The 18,917-nt window shown below is 67.0% G+C and carries 13 protein-coding genes; 7 read left to right on the forward strand and 6 right to left on the reverse strand.

The window, feature by feature from the left end:
* Position 1: 1 nt before the first annotated feature.
* From dapE to ACN4F8_RS04720, 5 genes are all read right to left on the reverse strand, one after another.
* Positions 2 to 1,174: a succinyl-diaminopimelate desuccinylase gene (dapE, locus tag ACN4F8_RS04700; RefSeq protein WP_419472483.1), complete on the reverse strand. Its 1,173-nt coding sequence runs from the start codon at positions 1,172 to 1,174 to the stop codon at positions 2 to 4.
* 4 nt (positions 1,175 to 1,178) lie between these two features.
* The gene (locus tag ACN4F8_RS04705) at positions 1,179 to 2,339 is read right to left on the reverse strand and encodes a PilT/PilU family type 4a pilus ATPase (protein ID WP_419472484.1); all 1,161 of its coding nucleotides are present in this window, start codon (positions 2,337 to 2,339) and stop codon (positions 1,179 to 1,181) included.
* Positions 2,340 to 2,460: 121 nt separating this feature from the next.
* Positions 2,461 to 3,294 carry a 2,3,4,5-tetrahydropyridine-2,6-dicarboxylate N-succinyltransferase gene (gene dapD / locus ACN4F8_RS04710; RefSeq protein ID WP_419472485.1) on the reverse strand — a complete coding sequence of 278 codons (834 nt, stop codon included), beginning with the start codon at positions 3,292 to 3,294 and terminating at the stop codon, positions 2,461 to 2,463.
* A gap of 37 nt (positions 3,295 to 3,331) precedes the next feature.
* A complete protein-coding gene (gene dapC / locus ACN4F8_RS04715; RefSeq protein WP_419472486.1) occupies positions 3,332 to 4,555 on the reverse strand; it encodes a succinyldiaminopimelate transaminase in 1,224 nt (407 codons plus the stop codon).
* 68 nt (positions 4,556 to 4,623) lie between these two features.
* Positions 4,624 to 5,382 (reverse strand): MHYT domain-containing protein, encoded by a 759-nt coding sequence (locus ACN4F8_RS04720; protein WP_419472487.1) that lies wholly within the window; start codon positions 5,380 to 5,382, stop codon positions 4,624 to 4,626.
* Positions 5,383 to 5,625: 243 nt separating this feature from the next.
* On the opposite strand from ACN4F8_RS04720, the gene smc reads away from it, so the two are divergent.
* Genes smc through ligA form a run of 3 tightly spaced genes read left to right on the forward strand, consistent with a single transcriptional unit; the run spans position 5,626 to position 12,381 of the window.
* Complete coding sequence (smc, locus tag ACN4F8_RS04725; protein WP_419472488.1) at positions 5,626 to 9,144, forward strand: chromosome segregation protein SMC; 3,519 nt, start codon at positions 5,626 to 5,628, stop codon at positions 9,142 to 9,144.
* 11 nt (positions 9,145 to 9,155) lie between these two features.
* Positions 9,156 to 10,289 carry a cell division protein ZipA C-terminal FtsZ-binding domain-containing protein gene (locus ACN4F8_RS04730; RefSeq protein WP_419472489.1) on the forward strand — a complete coding sequence of 378 codons (1,134 nt, stop codon included), beginning with the start codon at positions 9,156 to 9,158 and terminating at the stop codon, positions 10,287 to 10,289.
* 10 nt (positions 10,290 to 10,299) lie between these two features.
* Positions 10,300 to 12,381: an NAD-dependent DNA ligase LigA gene (gene ligA / locus ACN4F8_RS04735; RefSeq protein WP_419472490.1), complete on the forward strand. Its 2,082-nt coding sequence runs from the start codon at positions 10,300 to 10,302 to the stop codon at positions 12,379 to 12,381.
* Here the strand turns inward: ligA and ACN4F8_RS04740 are convergent.
* Positions 12,374 to 12,688, reverse strand: coding sequence for a hypothetical protein (locus ACN4F8_RS04740; RefSeq protein WP_419472491.1), 315 nt, complete (start codon positions 12,686 to 12,688; stop codon positions 12,374 to 12,376). The two genes, ligA and ACN4F8_RS04740, sit on opposite strands and share 8 nt — an antisense overlap.
* A 76-nt stretch (positions 12,689 to 12,764) precedes the next feature.
* Here ACN4F8_RS04740 and def point away from each other — a divergent pair, with 76 nt between their 5' ends.
* From def to ACN4F8_RS04760, 4 genes are all read left to right on the forward strand, one after another.
* Positions 12,765 to 13,304, forward strand: coding sequence for a peptide deformylase (gene def / locus ACN4F8_RS04745; protein ID WP_419472492.1), 540 nt, complete (start codon positions 12,765 to 12,767; stop codon positions 13,302 to 13,304).
* Positions 13,305 to 13,401: 97 nt separating this feature from the next.
* A complete protein-coding gene (locus tag ACN4F8_RS04750) occupies positions 13,402 to 14,823 on the forward strand; it encodes an efflux transporter outer membrane subunit (RefSeq protein ID WP_419472493.1) in 1,422 nt (473 codons plus the stop codon).
* Positions 14,820 to 15,932, forward strand: coding sequence for an efflux RND transporter periplasmic adaptor subunit (locus tag ACN4F8_RS04755; RefSeq protein WP_419472494.1), 1,113 nt, complete (start codon positions 14,820 to 14,822; stop codon positions 15,930 to 15,932). The genes ACN4F8_RS04750 and ACN4F8_RS04755 overlap by 4 nt, the downstream gene beginning before the upstream one ends.
* Positions 15,933 to 15,942: 10 nt before the next feature.
* Positions 15,943 to 18,917, forward strand: a 2,975-nt coding sequence (locus tag ACN4F8_RS04760) for an efflux RND transporter permease subunit (RefSeq protein ID WP_419472495.1), incomplete at its 3' end; no start/stop codon positions are given.

Here is an 18,917-nt window from a genome sequence, read left to right on the forward strand (position 1 = left end):
CTCAGTCGGGGGATGCGGCGAGGCGGGACAGGTGGTCCAGCGTGCGGCGGTAAATGTTCTTGAGCGGTTCGATGTCGGCCACGGCCACATGCTCGTCGATCTTGTGGATGGTGGCGTTGGGTGGGCCGAGTTCGATCACCTGCGGGCAGACCTGGGCGATGAATCGCCCGTCGCTGGTGCCGCCGGTGGTGGAGAGCTCGGTCGTGATGCCGGTTTCCTCAAAAATGGCCGCACGCACGGCCTCCACCAGGGTGCCCGGTGGCGTGAGGAAGGGGCGTCCGCCGAGTGTCCATGCGAGGTCGTAGCCACTGCCGGCCTGCAGGCCGTGGCGCGCGAGGACCTCTGCCACGCGTTGCTGCAAGCCCTCGGGCGTGGACTCGGTGGAGAAGCGGAAGTTGAAGTCGATCACCACGGTACCGGGGATCACGTTGCTCGCGCCCGTGCCGCCGTGGATGTTGCTCACCTGCCAGCTGGTGGGCGGGAAAAACGCGTTGCCGGCGTCCCAGGTGGTGGCGGCCAGTTCGGCCAATGCGGGCGCGGCCAGGTGGATCGGGTTCTTTGCGAGATGCGGGTATGCAATGTGGCCCTGGATGCCCTCGACGGTCAGTTTGCCGCTCATGGTGCCGCGGCGGCCGTTCTTGATCATGTCGCCGGTGCGCTCGACCGAGGTGGGTTCACCCACGATGCACCAGTCCAGGCGCTCACCGCGTTGTTGGAGCCGTTCGCACACCACCACCGTGCCGTCCAGCGCCGGGCCTTCCTCGTCGCTGGTGAGCAAAAAGGCGATGTCGATGCCCGGTTGGGGTTGCGCCGCCACAAACTCTTCGCAAGCCACCACCATGGCCGCCAGCGAGGCTTTCATGTCGCTCGCACCACGGCCATAGAGCTTGCCGTCGCGGTGCGTGGGCGCAAAGGGGTCGCTGCTCCACGCCGCGGCGGGGCCCGTGGGCACCACATCGGTGTGGCCGGCGAAGATCAGCGTGGGTTGCTGGCCCGTGCCCAGGCGCGCCCAGAGGTTGGTCACGCGGAAATCGTCGGGGCCGCTTTCGATGGTTTCGCAGCGGAACCCCAGGGCTTCCAGGCGCTGCGCAATGACCGCCTGGCAGCCTTCATCGCGCGGCGTGACGGAGGCACGGGCGATGAGCTGTTCGGTCAGGCGCAGGGTGTCGGTCATGGGATCAATACTTCACGTCGAGCGTGAATTCGGTGAACGTGGCGTTCTCGGCGGTGTCTTCATCGTTCGCGCTGGCCGCGTCGTTGGACTTGCTCGCGTGGAAGTCGTTTTGAAGACGCCAGAGCAGGTTGTTGGGCGAGTCCGCTTGCGCCAGGCCTTCGTTGCGCGTGACCAGGCCGTCGTTGATGAGGCGTGCCAGATCCTGCTCGAAGCTTTGCGAGCCATCGGCGAGTGACTTTTCCATGGCTTCGCGCACACCGGAGAAATCGGCCTTCTGGATCAGGTCGGCGATCAGCGAGGTGTTGAGCAGCACTTCCATGGCTGGCACGCGGCTGCCGGTGTGGGTACGCAGCAGGCGCTGCGAGACGATGGCACGCAGCGCGGCGGCCAGGTCTCCCAGCATGGTGGGGCGCACCTCCACCGGGTAGAAGCTCAGGATGCGGTTGAGCGCCTGGTAGCTGTTGTTGGCGTGCAGTGTGGCCAGACACAGGTGACCCGACTGCGCGTAGGCGATGGCGGCCGACATGGTTTCGCGGTCGCGGATCTCGCCGATCAGGATCACGTCGGGCGCCTGGCGCAGCGCGTTCTTCAGCGCGATCTGCAGCGACGCGGTGTCGGGCCCGATCTCGCGCTGGTTCACCACCGACTTCTTGTTCTTGTAGACGTACTCGATCGGGTCTTCAATGGTCAGCACATGGCCGCTGGCGCATTCGTTGCGGTGGTCGATCATGGCCGCCAGCGTGGTGCTCTTGCCGGCGCCGGTGGCACCCACCATGAGCACCAGGCCGCGCTTTTCCATCACCAGATCGGCCAGCACGGGCGCCACGTTGAGCGAATCGAGCGCCGGGATATCACCCGGAATGAAACGGATCACCACCGCCACGTTGCCCCGCTGGCGGAACGCGCTCACGCGGAAATTGCCCAGCGCCTCCAGCGGCACGGCCATGTTGAGCTCGCCGGTTTCCTGCAGCTCTTCCATGCGCGTGGAGGGAATGATCTCCGAGAGCAGGTTGCGCGGCGCTTCGGGCGGCAGCACCTGGCTGTTGATCGGGATGGTCTGGCCGTTGATCTTGATCATGGCTGGCGCATGCGCCGTCAGGTACACGTCCGAGGCCTTCTTGTCGGCCATCAGGCGCAGGATGCGCTCCATTGTTCCGCTGCTCATGCTGATCCCTTCAAGTGAATAAGTACAGTGAGGCAGGCCGCCGCGCCGGGCCGCCCCAAGCAAGGCCAGCCCCCTTGGGGGGCAGCGACCCGCGAAGCGGTGGAGCGTGGGGGCATCATGTTCAGTCTCGCAACAGGTCGTTCAGGCTGGTCTTGGAGCGCGTCTGCGCGTCAACCGTCTTGACGATGATGGCCGCGTAGGTGCTGTAGTCCTTGCCGCCAGCCGTTTTCTTGGGCAGGCTGCCGCTGATCACCACGCTGCCGCTGGGCACGCGGCCAAACACCACTTCGCCGGTGTCGCGGTTGAAGATGGGCGTGCTCTGGCCGAGGTACACGCCCATGCCCAGCACGGAGTTCTCTTCGACGACCACGCCTTCAACCACCTCGGAACGCGCACCGATGAAGCAGTTGTCTTCGATGATGGTGGGGCCGGCCTGCAGCGGCTCCAGCACACCGCCGATGCCCACGCCGCCCGAGAGGTGCACGTTCTTGCCGATCTGGGCACACGAGCCCACCGTGGCCCAGGTGTCGACCATGGTGTTCTCATCCACGTAGGCGCCGATGTTCACGTAGCTGGGCATCAGGATCGCGCCCTTGGCCACAAAGCTGCCGCGGCGCGCCACAGCGGGCGGCACCACGCGCACGCCGGTGGCCTTCATTTCGGATTCGCTCAGGTGCGAGAACTTGGTCTTGACCTTGTCGAAGAAGCCCAGGTCGCCCGCGCGCATCAGTTCGTTGTCCTTGAGGCGGAAGGAGAGCAGCACCGCCTTCTTGATCCACTGGTGCACCGTCCACTGGCCCACGGCCTGGCGCGTGGCCACGCGCAGGCGGCCCTTGTTGAGCTCGGCGATCACGTGTTCCACCGCGTCCAGCACTTCCTTGGGCGCAGAGGCGGGGGAGAGTTCGGCGCGGTTGTCCCAGGCGTTGTCGATCAGGGTTTGCAATTGTTGTGTCATGAGGCAGGTCGGAGGAAGAAAAAGAAAAAAGGGGGAGTCAGGTGCACCCGGCCATGAAGGCTCTGATGCGGTGGGCGGCTTCCAGGCATTCGGCGGATTCGGCCACCAGGGCCATGCGCACGCGACCCTTGCCGGGATTCGATCCATTGAAATCGCGTGCGAGGTAGCTGCCGGGCAGTACCGTCACATTGTATTGAGCCAGCAGGGCACGGGCGAAGGCTTCGTCGGCGCTCAAGCCTGCAGCGGCATCGGCAAAAGACGCCGGCACGCCGGCCCACAGATAGAACGACGCGTCGGGCAGGGCCACATCAAGCACCTCGGCCAGCAGCGGTGTGACCTGGGCGAACTTCTCGCGGTACTGGCGCCGGTTGTCCACCACATGGGCCTCGTCGTTCCACGCCGCAGCGCTGGCGGCCTGCACGGCCGGGCTCATGGCGCCGCCGTGGTAGGTGCGGTAGAGCAAAAAGGGTTTGATGAGTGCGGCGTCGCCTGCCACAAAACCGCTGCGCAGGCCGGGCACGTTGCTGCGTTTGGACAGGCTGGTGAAGCTCACCAGGTTGCGGAAATCGTTTCTGCCCAGCGCCTTCGCCGCTTCCAACCCACCCAATGGCGGTTCGTCGCGGAAATAGATCTCGCTGTAGCACTCGTCGGAGGCGATCACGAAGCCGTGGCGGTCGCTCAGTTCGAACAACTTGCGCCACTCGTCCAGCGGCATCACGGCGCCGGCCGGATTGCCTGGCGAGCACACAAACAGCAGTTGGGTGCGGGCCCAGACTTCGGCCGGCACGCTGTCCCAGTCGGCCGCGAAGTTACGCGCCGGGTCACTGGCCACATAAAACGGCTCGGCGCCGCCCAGCAGGGCCGCACCCTCGTAGATTTGGTAGAACGGATTTGGAAACACCACCGTGGCGCCCGGTCGGTTGGGGTCGATCACAGTCTGAGCGAAGGCAAAGAGCGCCTCCCGCGAACCGTTGACGGGCAGCACCTGGGTGGCGGGGTTCACCGCCACGCCGTAGCGCCGCTGCACCCAGGCCGCACACGCCTCGCGCAAGGCGGGATCGCCGGCGGTGGCCGGGTAGCTGGACAGGCCCGTGTCCAGCGCAGCGGTCAGGGCCTGCTTGAGAAAGGTGGGGGCCGCGTGTTTGGGCTCCCCTATGCCCAGGCTGATGGGCCGCAGGTCGGGGTTGGGGGTGATGTCGGCAAAGAGGCGGCGCAGCCGCTCGAAGGGGTAGGGCTGCAGGCGGGACAAAAGCGGGTTCATCCTGCGATTATCCGTTTGCCTCACGATACCCCCGCCCCCAAGGGGCGTTCGGTACCTTTGTACGCCGCTCAGGCGTTCAGGCGCGCCGGTTTGCTGCGCAGGTACTGGAACAACTGGTCCACCGACAGCACGGCCGTCATCATCAAAGTGATGGCGATCACCAGCGTGGGCAGGCGGAACGAACTGATGTAGCCCGTGCCTTGGGGAATGGCGTTGCGGCTCTCGGTGGTGCACACGAACTCGGCCGCGTACATGCCGGTGTAGTGCATGGCGCAAACCGCCACGCCCATGGCCAAGGCCGCGGCCACACGGCGGTTGAGCGTGGGGCTGTTGAAGGCCAGCCAGAGCGCGGCGGTGGCCGCCACGACCGCGATCACCATGGAGAGCACCACCACACCGTAGTCCCAGCGGATGTAGCCGTTGATCTTCAGACCGAACATGCCCAGGTAGTGCATGACGACCACGCTTATGCCCAGCAGCACGCCGGCCGTGACCAGGCGGGGCAGCTTGTCTGGCGACCGGGCAGCAAAGCTCACTGTCCACGAAGTCGCCACGATCACGATCAAAAGTGATGCAAAGGTATCCACCATCGAATAGCTGCTGCCCACGTCCATGTCGAGCGCGAGCATGCCGATGAAGTGCATGGACCACACGCCGATGCCGCCCAGCGCGACGCCCACGGTGACGATGTTGGACAGGCTCTGAGTCCCGCCGCGCTGGTTCACGCGACCGGCAGCGGTGAGGGCAACAAAGGAGCCGATGACGGCGAAAGCGAACGACAGGGCGACCAGCCAGGGGTCAAAGGAGGTTGTGACTGTGGAATTCATGGTGGGGTTGAGACAGCCGCGAGATGGCGGGGTTCATACGACTCGGGCGCAGCATAGGGTTTTTGAGGCTGAAAGTAAGCATGCAAACCTCGGTACTGCGTGCAAAACGCCGCACTCGCTGCGTTTTCCGGCTGTCTCGCGCCAAGCCCGTTGGTCCGACGACCTGCGAGGGCTGCGGGGTATCATTTCGCTCGCGTCGTCGGCCAAGGGCGGGCGTTCCTCCTTCAGTCATCGGGCAGCGCCGTGCGTCTCAACTCCATCAAGCTCTCCGGCTTCAAGTCCTTCGCCGAACCGACCAATTTCATGCTCCCGGGCCAGCTGGTGGGCGTGGTCGGGCCGAATGGTTGCGGCAAGTCCAACATCATGGACGCGGTGCGCTGGGTGCTGGGTGAGTCCAAGGCCTCCGAGCTGCGCGGCGAGTCCATGCAGGACGTGATCTTCAACGGCACCAACACGCGCAAGCCAGCCAGCCGCTCCAGCGTGGAGCTGGTGTTCGACAACAGCGACCACCGCGCGGGAGGTCAATGGGGCCAGTTCGGCGAGATCGCTGTCAAGCGCGTGCTCACGCGCGACGGCACCAGCAGCTACTACATCAACAACCAGCCGGTGCGTCGCCGCGACGTGCAGGACGTGTTTCTGGGCACCGGTCTGGGCCCGCGCGCCTACGCCATCATTGGCCAGGGCACCATCAGCCGCATCATCGAGAGCAAGCCCGAGGAGCTGCGCCTGTTCCTGGAGGAAGCCGCCGGCGTTTCCAAATACAAGGAGCGCCGCCGCGAGACCGCGCACCGCCTGGCCGACACGCGCGAGAACCTCACCCGGGTTGAAGACATCCTGCGCGAGCTCAACGCCAACCTCGACAAGCTGGAAAAACAGGCCGAGGTGGCCGCGAAGTACAACCACCTGCAGGCCAGCGCCACGCTCAAACAGCAGCAGCTCTGGTTCATGAAGCGCAGCGAGGCCGAGGCCGATCAGGTCAAGGTCAAGACCGATGCAGCCCAGGCGATCAACGACCTGGAGTCGCGCACCGCCGACTTGCGCCGCATTGAAAGTGAGTTGGAAACCATCCGCCAGGCGCACTACGCCGCGGGCGATCAGGTGAACCAGGCGCAGGGCAAGCTGTACGAAGCGAGCGCCGAGGTGGGCAAGCTCGAAGCCGAAATCCGTTTTGTGGTCGAAGGCCGCACCCGCGTGGAACAGCGCCTGGTGCAGCTGAAGGAGCAGATCGCCTCTTGGACCACGCGCAGCGAAGACGCGGCGGTGGAGCTGGAACAGCTCGCCGAATCCATGGTGCAGGCCGAAGATCAGTCGGTGGTGCTGGCGGCGCAGGGCGAAGAGCAATCGGGCGCCTTGCCCGCGCTCGAAGACAGCCTGCGCCAGGCCCAGGCCCGCGCCAACGAGCAGCGCGCCAGCGTCACGCAGGTGCAGCAGCAGATCCAGGTGCTGGCGGCCGAGCAGCGCAGCATCGAAGAACAAAGCCGCTCGCTGAACCAGCGCCGCGAGCGCCTCACCGCCGACCGCAACGCGCTGGCCGCGCCCGACGAGGCGCGGCTCTCGGGTGCACAGACCCAGCTGGCCAGCGCGCAGGAAGCGGCCGACATCAACGACGCTGTGCTGCACGAGCTGCAGGACAGCGTGCCCCAGCTCGACGACGCACGCCGCGGCGCGCAGCAGGCGGTGAACCAGGAATCGGCCAAGCAAGCCGATCTGTCGGCCCGCATGGAAGCACTCAAGGCGCTGCAGGAAAAGGTCAAGACCGACGGCAAGCTCAAACCCTGGCTGGCCAAACACGGCCTGGATGGTTTGCAAGGCCTGTGGAGCCGCATCCACATCGAAACCGGTTGGGAAAACGCGCTGGAGGCCGCGCTGCGCGAGCGCCTGGGCGCGCTCGAAGTCTCGCGCCTGGACATGGTGCGCGCCTTCGGCAACGACGCGCCGCCGGCCAAGCTGTCCTTCTACAACCCGCCGCCTGCCGGTGCCAGCGTGGCCAGCACCACCGGCCTCAAGCCGCTCGCTGCCTGGCTGCGCCTGAACGACGCGGCGCAGCAAGCCCTGCTGGCCGAGTGGCTGCACGGCTGCCTGACCGCGCCCAGCCTGGAAGACGCCATGGTTCAGCGCGCCCAGCTGCAGCCCGGCGAGGTGATCTTTGTGGCCAGCGGCCACGCCGTCACCGCGCACAGCGTGAGCTTCTATGCGCCTGACAGCGAGCAGGCCGGCCTGCTGGCGCGCGCGCAGGACATTGAAAACATCGACAAACAGCTCAGGGCGCAGGTGCTGATCAACGAGCAGGCGCGCTCCAGCCTGATCCGCGCCGAGGCGGCTTACACCGACGCTTCGCAGCGCTTGGTGAGCGCCCGGCGCGAAGCGGCCGAGTCGCGCAGCCGTGCGCACGAACTGCAGGTGGAAGCCCTGCGCCTGACGCAGCTGGCCGAACAAACCCGCGCTCGCAGCGAACAGATCGCGTCCGACCTGGCCGAGGTGGACGCGCAACTGGATGAACTGCAAGAGCGCCGCGTGACGGCCGAGGCGCGGTTCGAAGAGCTCGACATGCAACTGGCCGACAGCCAGGAGCGCCACGCCCAGCTGGACGACACGGTGATCGCGGCCGAGCGCGCGCTGAACCAGGCGCGGGAACAGCAGCGTTCGCTGGAGCGCACCGCACAGGAAGCCACCTTTGCCCTGCGCAGCCTGCAGGCCCGCCAGGCCGAGCTGCAGCGCTCGCTGGAGACGGCGGCCACGCAGGAGAAGTCGCTGGCGGACGAGCAGCAACGTGCCGCCGACGAACTGGGTCGGTTGAACGACGCGGCCGCGCAAGCCGGCCTGCAAAACGCGCTGGCCATGAAGCTGGAGCGCGAACAGGCGCTGGGCGCGCTGCGCAGCCAGTACGACGACCTCACCGCCAAGCTACGCGCCAGTGATGAAAGGCGACTCTCGCTGGAGCGTGAACTCGACCCGCTGCGCAACCGCATCACCGACTTCCAGCTCAAAGAACAGGCCGCTCGCCTGGGTGTGGAGCAGTACAGCCAGATGCTGGAAGAGGCCCAGGCGGATCTGGCCGCGGTGGCGCAGAGCATCACGGAAAACAACGTGCGCCTGCCCGGCATGCAGGGCGAGATCGACCGCCTGCACCGCGAGATCCAGGCGCTGGGCGCGGTCAACCTGGCCGCGCTGGACGAACTCACCGCCGCGCGCGAACGCAAGACCTTCCTCGATGCGCAGACGGCCGATCTGGTCGAGGCCATGAACACGCTGGAAGACGCGATCAAGAAGATCGACAACGAAACGCGCGACCTGCTGGGCAGCACCTTCGAGACCGTCAACACGCACTTCGGCAAGATGTTCCCCGAGCTCTTCGGTGGTGGCAACGCGCGCCTGGTGATGACCGGCGAAGAAATTCTGGACGCCGGCGTGCAGGTGATGGCGCAGCCACCCGGCAAGAAGAACCAGACCATCCACCTGCTCTCGGGCGGCGAAAAGGCGCTAACCGCCATCGCGCTGGTGTTCGCCATCTTCCAGCTCAACCCCGCGCCGTTCTGTCTGCTCGACGAGGTGGACGCGCCGCTGGACGATGCCAACACCGAGCGCTACGCCAAGCTGGTCACGGCCATGGCCAAGGAGACGCAGTTCCTGTTCATCAGCCACAACAAGATCGCCATGGAAATGGCGGAGCAGCTGATCGGCGTGACCATGCAGGAGCAGGGCGTTTCCCGCATCGTGGCGGTGGACATGGAATCGGCCGCCGGCATGCTCGAACCCACCTGAACCACAACACCATGAGCACACTGCAAATCAGCCTGGCCATCATCGGAGGGCTCGTGCTCGCGGGCGTGGTGGCCTACAACGCCTGGGTCACGCGCAAGAGCGTGCCGCGCCTGGCGCGCGAGCGTTCGGCCCACGGCCCCGACGACACCACCGGCGATGAGACCGTGCCGTATTCGCCCGAAGACCTCACCGGCCACGAGATCCAGCGCATCGACCCGGTGCTGGGCGACATGCCCGGCGCAGCCATGGCACCCGATCCCGCGGCAATCGCCGTGGCGGCCGCCGCGGTGAGCGTGAACCCCTTGCTGCACCAGCCCGAGCGCAAGCCCAGCCTGGACGCGCTGATCGACGTGATCACGCCGCTGGTGCTGGACCACCAGGTCTCGGGCGACGCGCTGCTGGCCGCACTGCCCGGCACCCGCCGCGTGGGCAGCAAACCGTTTGCGGTGGAAGGCCTGTGCGACGCCACTGGCGAGTGGGAAACGCCGCGCCTGGGCCAGCGCTACCGCGCGCTGCAAGCGGGTGTGCAGCTGGCCAACCGCGCCGGCGCGCTCAACGACATCGAGTTCTCCGAATTCGTGGTGAAGGCCCAGGCCTTTGCCGACGCCGTGGGCGCCGCGCCCGAGTTTCCCGACATGCGCGCCGAGGTGGCCCGCGCCCGCGAGCTCGACGCGTTTGCCAGCGGGCACGACGCACAACTCGGCTTCACCCTGCGCGCGCGCCGCGCCGCCTGGAGCCCGGGCTACGTGGCGCAGCACGCTGCCAAGCTCGGCTTTGTGGCGGGTGCCTTGCCCGGTCGCATGGTGCTCTCGGGCAGCGAGAGCGGGCAGGCGCCCATCTTGAGCCTGGTGTTCGACCCGCAAGCCGCCATGGCCGAAGACCCCGAACAAAGCGCCTTGCGCGAGGTGGCGCTGTCGCTGGAGGTCACGCACGTGCCGCGCAGCGAGCAGCCCTTTGTGCGCATGCGCCAGGCCGCCAGGGCGCTCGCCGAGGCCATGGACGGCGTGGTCACCGACGACGCGGGCCAGCCCCTGTCCACCGACACCATGGACGGCATCGGCGCCGACCTGGAAAGCCTGTACGACGCGCTGGACAGCCGCGATCTGGCGGCCGGTTCGCCGCAGGCCAGACGACTCTTCTCCTGATCTCACTGCCATGACGCCCGACCTATTCGCTGCGGGGCCAACCCCTGCTGAGCGAGCCGCCGAGTTGCGCGCTCAACTCCACCACCACGCCCACCGTTACCACACCCTCGACGACCCGGAAATCCCCGACGCCGAGTACGACCGGCTGTTTCGCGAGTTGCAGGCCATCGAGGCCGCGCACCCCGAGCTGTTGACCAGCGACTCCCCGACCCAGCGCGTGGGTGGCCGGGTGCTCGATGCGTTCACGCCGGTGCGCCACCGCGTGCCCATGCTGTCGATCAACACCGAGACCGACACCGAGCCCAGCGGCGCGCGCAACTTCGACACGCGCGTGCGCCGCGCGCTCGGTCTGGCGGAGGCCGATGCGCCCGTGGACTACGTGGCCGAACTCAAGTTCGACGGTCTGGCCATGAGCGTGCGTTACGAAAACGGCGTACTGGTGCAGGCCGCCACGCGCGGCGACGGCGAGGTGGGCGAAGAAGTCACCACCAACGTGCGCACCATCCAGCAGGTGCCTTTGCGCTTGCCGGCCGACGCCCCGGCGGTGCTCGAAGTGCGAGGCGAGGTCTACATGCGGCGCGACGACTTCGATGCGCTCAACGACAAGCAGCGCGCCAAGATCGCCACCGGCGCGAAAGGCGAAAAAACCTTCGTGAATCCGCGCAACGCCGCTGCCGGCGCGGTGCGCCAGCTCGACTCGGGCATTGCCGCCCAGCGGCCCTTGAGCTTCTTCGCCTACGGCCTGGGCGAGATCACACCGCCGGATCAGGGCGGGCCCGCGTTCGAGACCCACTTCGATCTGCTCATGCAATTGAAGGCCTGGGGCTTCCCGGTGGCCGAGCAGACCGCGCTGTGCAGCGGTGCAGACGCCTTGGTCGCCTTCCACCAAGGCATCGGCGCCAACCGCGACCAGCTGCCCTACGACATCGATGGCGTGGTCTACAAGGTCAACTCGCTGGCGCTGCAGCGCCAGTTGGGCTTTGTCACCCGCGAACCGCGCTGGGCCGTGGCGCACAAATACCCGGCGCAGGAACAGCTCACCACCGTGCTCGCCATCGACGTGCAGGTGGGCCGCACCGGCAAGCTCACGCCGGTGGCCAAACTGGCGCCGGTGTTCGTGGGTGGTGTCACGGTGACCAACGCGACGCTGCACAACGAAGACGAAGCACGCCGCAAGGATGTGCGTGTGGGGGACACGGTGATCGTGCGGCGGGCCGGCGACGTGATCCCCGAGGTGGTGTCGGTGCTGCTCGACAAGCGCGTGGGCAACCCCGAGCCTTTCAGCCTGCCACGGCAGTGCCCCGTGTGCGGCAGCGACGCCGTGCGCGAAGAGGGCGAGGTCGACTACCGCTGCTCCGGCGGGCTGTTCTGCGGCGCCCAGCGCAAGCAGGCCCTGCTGCATTTCGCCCAGCGCCGCGCGGTGGAAATCGAAGGCCTGGGCGACAAGCTGGTGGAGCAGCTGGTGGACGCCGGCGTGGTCAAGACCCTGCCGGATCTGTACCGCCTGGGTCTCACCTCCTTGCTGGCGCTGGACCGCATGGCCGAGAAGTCGGCACAAAACGTGTTGGCCGCGCTGGAAAAATCCAAACGCACCACGCTGCCGCGTTTTCTGTTTGGTCTGGGCATCCGCCACGTCGGCGAAGCCACTGCCAAGGAGCTCGCGCGCCACTTCGGCCAGCTCGACCGCGTCATGGACGCCAGCCTGGAAGCCCTCTCGGAAGTGAACGACGTGGGCCCCGTGGTGGCGCAAAGCATCCGCACCTTCTTCGACCAGCCACACAACCGTGAGGTGGTGGAGCAACTGCGCGCCTGCGGCCTGACCTGGGAAGAGGGCGAACCCGCCGAGCGCGCACCCCAGCCGCTAGCGGGCAAAACCTTTGTGCTCACCGGCACCTTTCCCACGCTCAAGCGCGAAGACGCCAAAGCCATGCTGGAAGCCGCAGGCGCCAAGGTGGCCGGCTCGGTAAGCAAAAAGACCGACTACGTGGTGGCCGGCACTGATGCCGGCAGCAAGCTGGACAAGGCGAACGAGCTGGGTGTGGCGGTGCTGGACGAGGCCGGCATGCTGGCCTTGCTGGGCTCCCTCACTTGAACTTGTAGAAATCCCGGTTGAGCACCGCCGCGATGGCGGTGACTTCTTCGGGGAAGAGTTGCAGGTTCAGCTGGGTGCTGCAGTTCTCCACCATGCCGCGCAGCAGGCCGGCGTTGTGGATGCGGCCTTGCGGGCGGTAGATGGCGCTGCCGTCGCCGCCGACCTGGCGGGTGTGGCATTGGACGCATTGGTTGTCTGCGATGAGCTTGGCGCCCAGGGCGAGGTCGGCGCCCTTGAAGATGTCGGCGCCCTGTGCGTGGGCCAGCATCGGCAGCAGCAGAGCGAAGGCGAGCAGGGCGGTTTTCATGGGTTCTCCTCTTGTGGGGTCGTGCGCAGGGCGACGATCAGCGAAACTAAACCCATCCTGGCTGCTTGTCCAACCCATGACCATCCACACCATCCTGAAAATGGGCGATCCGCGCCTGCTGCGCCACGCCCAGCCTGTGACCCAATTCGACACGCCCGAGCTGCACCAACTGGTGGCCGACTTGCAGGACACCATGGTCGCCGCGAACGGTGCCGGCCTCGCTGCGCCGCAGATCGGTGTGGACCTGCAGGTGGTGATCTTCGGCAGCGGCGCGCCCAACCCGCGCTACCCGGACGCGCCCGTGGTGCCGCGCACCGTGTTGGTGAACCCGGTGATCACGCCGCTGGGCGACGAGGAAGAAGAGGGCTGGGAAGGTTGCCTGTCGGTGCCGGGCCTGCGCGGCGTGGTCCCGCGCTGGCGGCGCATCCGCTACCAGGGGTTGGATGAGCGTGGCCAGGCCATCGACCGCGAGGCCGAGGGATTCCACGCTCGGGTGGTGCAGCACGAGTGCGACCACCTCTGGGGCAAGCTCTATCCCATGCGGGTGCGCGACTTCACGCGTTTTGGTTTCACCGAGGTCTTGTTTCCCGGGCTGGATGCCAGCGAAGACGATTGAAACAATCCGTCGCGCGGTTGAAATGAATTGACATGTTCGGGCTGGCGCATCGTCTAGAGTCGTGCCCGGCAAATCAACGAACAGGGACTCCCATTTCATGAAGCACATGCTTGCTGTGGCCTCCTGCGCCGCCCTGCTCAGCGCCTGCAGCGTGACCAAGCCACCTGCCGACGTGGCGGTTGAGCTGCCCGGCAGCTGGTACGCACCGCCCCTGGCCCACCAGGGCAGCACACAGGAACTCACCACCTGGTGGAGCCGCTTCGACGACCCGGTGCTCACCGACTGGATCCACCGCGCGCAGGCGCAAAGCCCGACCATTGCCACGGCGCGCGCGCAGGTGTTTGCCGCCCGCGCGACGCGGTTCGGTGTGGAGGCGCAAAACGGGCCGCAGGTGAACGCGGTGGCCAACGCGACCCGCGGCATCACCGACCCGACCATTCCGCTGGGCACCACGCTGAGCGCGGGTCTGCAGGCTTCGTGGGCCATCGGCCTGTGGGGCGAAAGCGCGGCCCGCCTCGGCAGCGCGCAGGCGCAGCAAGAGGCGGCTGACGCCGGCTGGCACGAGGCCCGGGTGCTGGTGGCTTCGGAACTGGCACAGCTCTACTTTTCTCAGCGCCTGTGCCGAGAGCAGCTCGCAGTCGCCCTGCGTGATCGCGATTCGCGCGCGGTCACGGCGCAGAACAACAGCACCTCCGAGCGCGCCGGTCTCACCGCGCCGGCGGTGGCTGCGCTGGCCCGCGCCAGCGGGGCCGAGAGCGCAGCGCGCTACCGCCAACAGGACGAAGTTTGCGAGCGGCAGGTGAAGTCGCTCACCGCGCTCACCGGTGTGCCCGAGCCCGAGGTGCGCCAGCGGCTGGCGGGTGCGCCGGCCCTGTTGTCGTCGGACCGCCTTGAAACCCTGTTGACGGTGAACGCGGTGCCGGCCGAGGTGATCCGCCAGCGGCCCGATGTCTACCGGGCGCAGCGCGAGCTGGTGGCCGCCAGCGAAGACGTGGGCGTGGCCAAGGCCGCGTTATTGCCCGGCCTGTCGCTCTCCGGCAGCCTGTTGCGCAACCGGTTCTCCGGCGGAGGTACTACTGCCACGTTCAACACCTGGGCCATCGGCCCCATCAGCCTGAGCCTGCCGCTGTTGGGCCGCGACGCGCTGCGCGCCAGCACCGACAGCGCACAAGCCCGTTACGAAGCGGCGGCGGTGGCCTACGCCAGCACGCTGCGCCAGGCCGTGGCCGAGGTGGAGCAGGCGCTGGTCACTCTGGCCAGCCTGCGCGAACGCGGCACGGCCACCGAGGCCGCACAAGCCGGCTATGAGCAGTCGCTCAAGGGCACAGAGGCGCGCTACCGCGTGGGTCTGGCCAACCTGAACGAGCTGGAAGAGGCGCGCCGCCTCAAGCTCAACGCCGACAGCAGCGCGGTGAACCTGCAGCAAGAACGCATCAACGCCTGGATCCAGCTCTACGTCGCCCTGGGCGGCGGCTTCGATCCCGTGAACAACCCCAACGCACTCAAAGATCCCGCATGAACGCCACCCCCACGCAATCGCGCAAACGCTGGCTCTGGCTGGCCATCGCACTGGTCCTGGTGCTGTTGGTGGTTTTCTGGTTCTTCATCAAGAAACCGCCAGCGCCCGAGGCCGAAGCCGCCGCCGGCCCCAAGCCCTCGCTCACCGTGACGGTGGCCCAGCCCGAACGCAGCAGCCTGCCCATTCGCCTGCAGGCCAACGGCAACATCACCGCCTGGCAAGAGGCCAGCGTGGGCGCCGAGCTCAACGGCCTGCGGCTGGCGTCGGTGAATGTGAACGTGGGCGATGTGGTGCGCAAGGGCCAGGTGCTGGCCGAGTTCGCGCGCGAAACCACGCAGGCCGACAGCCTGCAAAGCCGCGCCAGCCTGATGCAGGCCGAGGCCAGCTATGAGAACGCCAAGGCCGACGCCGACCGTGCGCGGTCCATCCAGGACAGCGGCGCGCTCTCGGCTTCCCAGGTGGCGCAGTACCTCACGCAGGAGAAGGTGGCGCGTGCGCAGCTGGAGGCCGCCAGGGCGGTGCTGAGCGCCACCGAAGTGCGCCTGGGCAACACCAAGGTGCTGGCGCCCGACGACGGCGTGATCTCGGCGCGCGGTGCCACCGTGGGTGCGGTGGTGAGCGCCGGGCAGGAGCTGTTCCGCCTGGTGCGGCAGAGCCGCATGGAATGGCGCGGCGAGGTCACGCCCAGCGAGGTGGGCCGCGTGCGCACCGGCCAGAAGGTGCAGGTCACGGCGGCCAGCGGTCTGGAGATCACAGGCCAGGTGCGCGCGATCGCGCCCAGCGCCGACCCGCAGACCCGCAACATCCTGGTGTTTGTGGACCTGCCGAAAAATGCCGAGCTGAAGGCGGGCACCTTTGCCAAGGGCTTCTTCGAGCTGGGCCAGAGCGACGCGCTCACCGTGCCCAGCGAATCCATCGTGGTGCGTGATGGCAGCAACTACGTGTTCGTGATCGACCCGCAGAACAAGGCCAGCCAGCGCAAGGTGCAGACCGGGCGACGTGTGGGCGAGCGGGTCGAAGTGCTCGAAGGCGTGAAGGCCGACGAGCCGGTGGCGGTGCAAGGCGCGGGCTTCCTGAACGAAGCCGATCTGGTCAAGGTTGTGAAGTGAGGACCGGGCCATGAACGTTTCAGCCTGGTCCATCAAAAACCCGATTCCGGCGGCGATGCTGTTCTTCATGCTCACGCTGGCGGGCTTGTTCTCGTTCAGCCAGATGAAGGTGCAGAACTTCCCCGACCTGGATGTGCCCAACATCACGGTGAGCGCCAGCCTGCCGGGCGCTGCGCCCAACCAGCTCGAAAACGACGTGGCGCGTGTCATCGAGAACAGCCTGGCCTCGCTGCAAGGCATCAAGCACATCACCACCAAGGTGCAGGACGGTGCGGTCACGATCACCACCGAATTCCGCATCGAGAAGAACACGCAGGAAGCGCTGGACGATGTGCGCTCGGCCGTGGCCAAGGTGCGCGGCGATCTGCCGGCGGACTTGCGCGAGCCCATCATCAACAAGGTGGAGCTTGCCGGTGGCGCCGTGCTGGCCTACACCGTGTCGTCCGACAAGATGGACGCGGAAGCCATTTCGTGGTTCGTCGAGAACGACATTGCCAAGCTGCTGCTCTCGGTGCGCGGCGTGGGCGCCATCAACCGCGTGGGTGGCGTGGACCGCGAGGTGCAGGTGCTGCTGGACCCGCTCAAGCTTCAGGCCTTGGGCGCGAGCGCCGCCGATGTGTCGCGCCAGCTGGCCAAGGTGCAGATCGAGAGCGCCGGTGGACGCGTGGATCTTGGCGGCAGCCAACAGCCGCTGCGCACCTTGTCGTCTCTGCAGTCGGCTGAAGAGCTGGCGCGCCTCGAACTTGCGCTGTCCGATGGCCGCCGCGTTCGCCTGGACCAGATCGCCACCATCCAGGACACGGTGGCCGAACCCACCGCCGCGGCCTTCCTGAACGGCAAGCCGGTGGTGGGCTTCGAGGTGGCGCGCAGCCGCGGCGCCAGCGAGATCGAGGTGGGCAACGGCGTGCGCGAGAAGCTGAAAGAGCTGCAGGCGGCGCGGCCCGACCTGAGCATCACCGAGTCGTTCGACTTCGTCACACCGGTGCAGGAAGAGTTCGACGGCTCGATGATCCTGCTCTACGAAGGCGCCATCCTGGCGGTGCTGGTGGTGTGGCTCTTTTTGCGCGATTTCCGGGCCACGGTGGTCTCGGCCGTGGCGCTGCCGCTGTCGGCCATTCCGGCCTTCATCGGCATGCACTACATGGGCTTCACCATCAACGTGGTGACGCTGCTGGCCATGTCGCTGGTGATCGGCATCCTGGTGGACGACGCGATCGTGGAGGTGGAGAACATCGTGCGCCACATGCGCATGGGCAAGACGCCCTACCAGGCGTCCATGGAAGCGGCCGACGAGATCGGCCTCGCCGTGATCGCCACCACCTTTGCGCTGATCGCGGTGTTCCTGCCCACGGCCTTCATGTCGGGCATCCCGGGCAAGTTCTTCAAACAGTTCGGCTGGACGGCCTCATTTGCGGTGTTCGCCTCGCTGGTGGTGGCGCGCGCGCTCACGCCCATGATGGCGGCCTATCTCTTGAAGCCGGTGGTGATGGCCAAGGACATGCCGCGCTGGGCGCGCAGCAACCGCGTGACCGGTGCGTTCTGGCGCTGGATGACCAACCAGGACGAACCCGCCTGGCTCAACACCTACCAAGGCTGGGCAGCCTGGTGCATCCGCCACCGCTGGTTCACCATGATCGGCGCTGGCGTTTTTTTCGTCGGCTCGCTCATGCTGATCCCGCTGCTGCCGCAGGGCTTCATCCCGCCCGACGACAACTCGCAGACACAGATCTACATCGAACTGCCACCGGGTTCCACGCTGCAGCAGACCGTGGCCAGTGCCGAGCGCGCGCGCCTGCTGGTGATGGAGGTTCCGCACGTGAAGTCGGTCTACACCACCATCGGCTCGGGCTCGGCGGGCTCCGACCCGTTTGCGCCGCAGGGCACGGCCGAGTCGCGCAAGGCCGCGCTCACCATCCAGCTCGACGCGCGCGGCACGCGCCCGCGCAAGCAGGTCATCGAAAACCAGATGCGTGCGGTCATGTCCAATCTGCCGGGTGTGCGCAGCAAGGTGGGTCTGGGCGGCTCGGGTGAAAAGTACATCCTGACGCTCACCGGCAACGACGCCGCCGCGCTCACCAGCGCGGCCACCGGGATCGAACGCGACTTGCGCACCATCGGCGGCGTGGGCAGCGTGCAGTCCACCGCGTCGCTGGTGCGCACCGAAATCAGCGTCACACCCGACCTGGCTCGCGCGGCCGAGATGGGCGTCACCAGCAGCGCGATTGCCGAGACCTTGCGGATCGCCACCGTGGGCGACTACGACACGGCGCTGCCCAAGATGAACCTGCCGCAGCGGCAGATCCCCATCGTGGTCAAGCTCGATGCTGCGGCCCGTGGCGACCTGGATTTGCTGGCCCGTCTGGCGGTGCCGGGCAGCAAGGGCCCGGTGATGCTGGGGCAGGTGGCCACACTGAGCTTCGGCGGCGGCCCGGCGGTGATCGACCGTTACGACCGCGCGCGCAACATCAACTTCGAGGTGGAGCTGGCCGGCATTGCGCTGGGTGACATGAAGATGGCGGTGGAGAAGTTGCCGAGCCTGAGCAACCTGCCGCCCGGCGTGTCGGTGCTGGAGATTGGCGACGCGGAGGTGCAGGGCGAACTGTTCGCGAGCTTCGGCCTGGCCATGTTGACCGGCGTGCTGTGCATCTACATCGTGCTGGTGCTGCTGTTCAAGGCCTTCCTGCACCCGGTGACCATTTTGGCGGCGCTGCCCTTGTCCTTGGGTGGTGCGTTTGTGGCGCTGCTGCTGGCGGACAAGAGCTTTTCCATGCCCTCGCTGATCGGTTTGATCATGCTGATGGGGGTCGCGACAAAGAACTCGATCCTGCTGGTGGAGTACGCGATTGAAGCGCGACGCGAGCACGGCATGAACCGCCTGGAGGCCATCCTGGATGCTTGCCACAAGCGCGCGCGCCCGATCGTGATGACGACGATCGCCATGGGCGCGGGCATGTTGCCGATTGCAGTGGGCTGGGGTGCGGCGGA

Source organism: Hydrogenophaga sp. (genome assembly GCF_048549895.1).
GTDB lineage: Bacteria > Pseudomonadota > Gammaproteobacteria > Burkholderiales > Burkholderiaceae_C > Hydrogenophaga.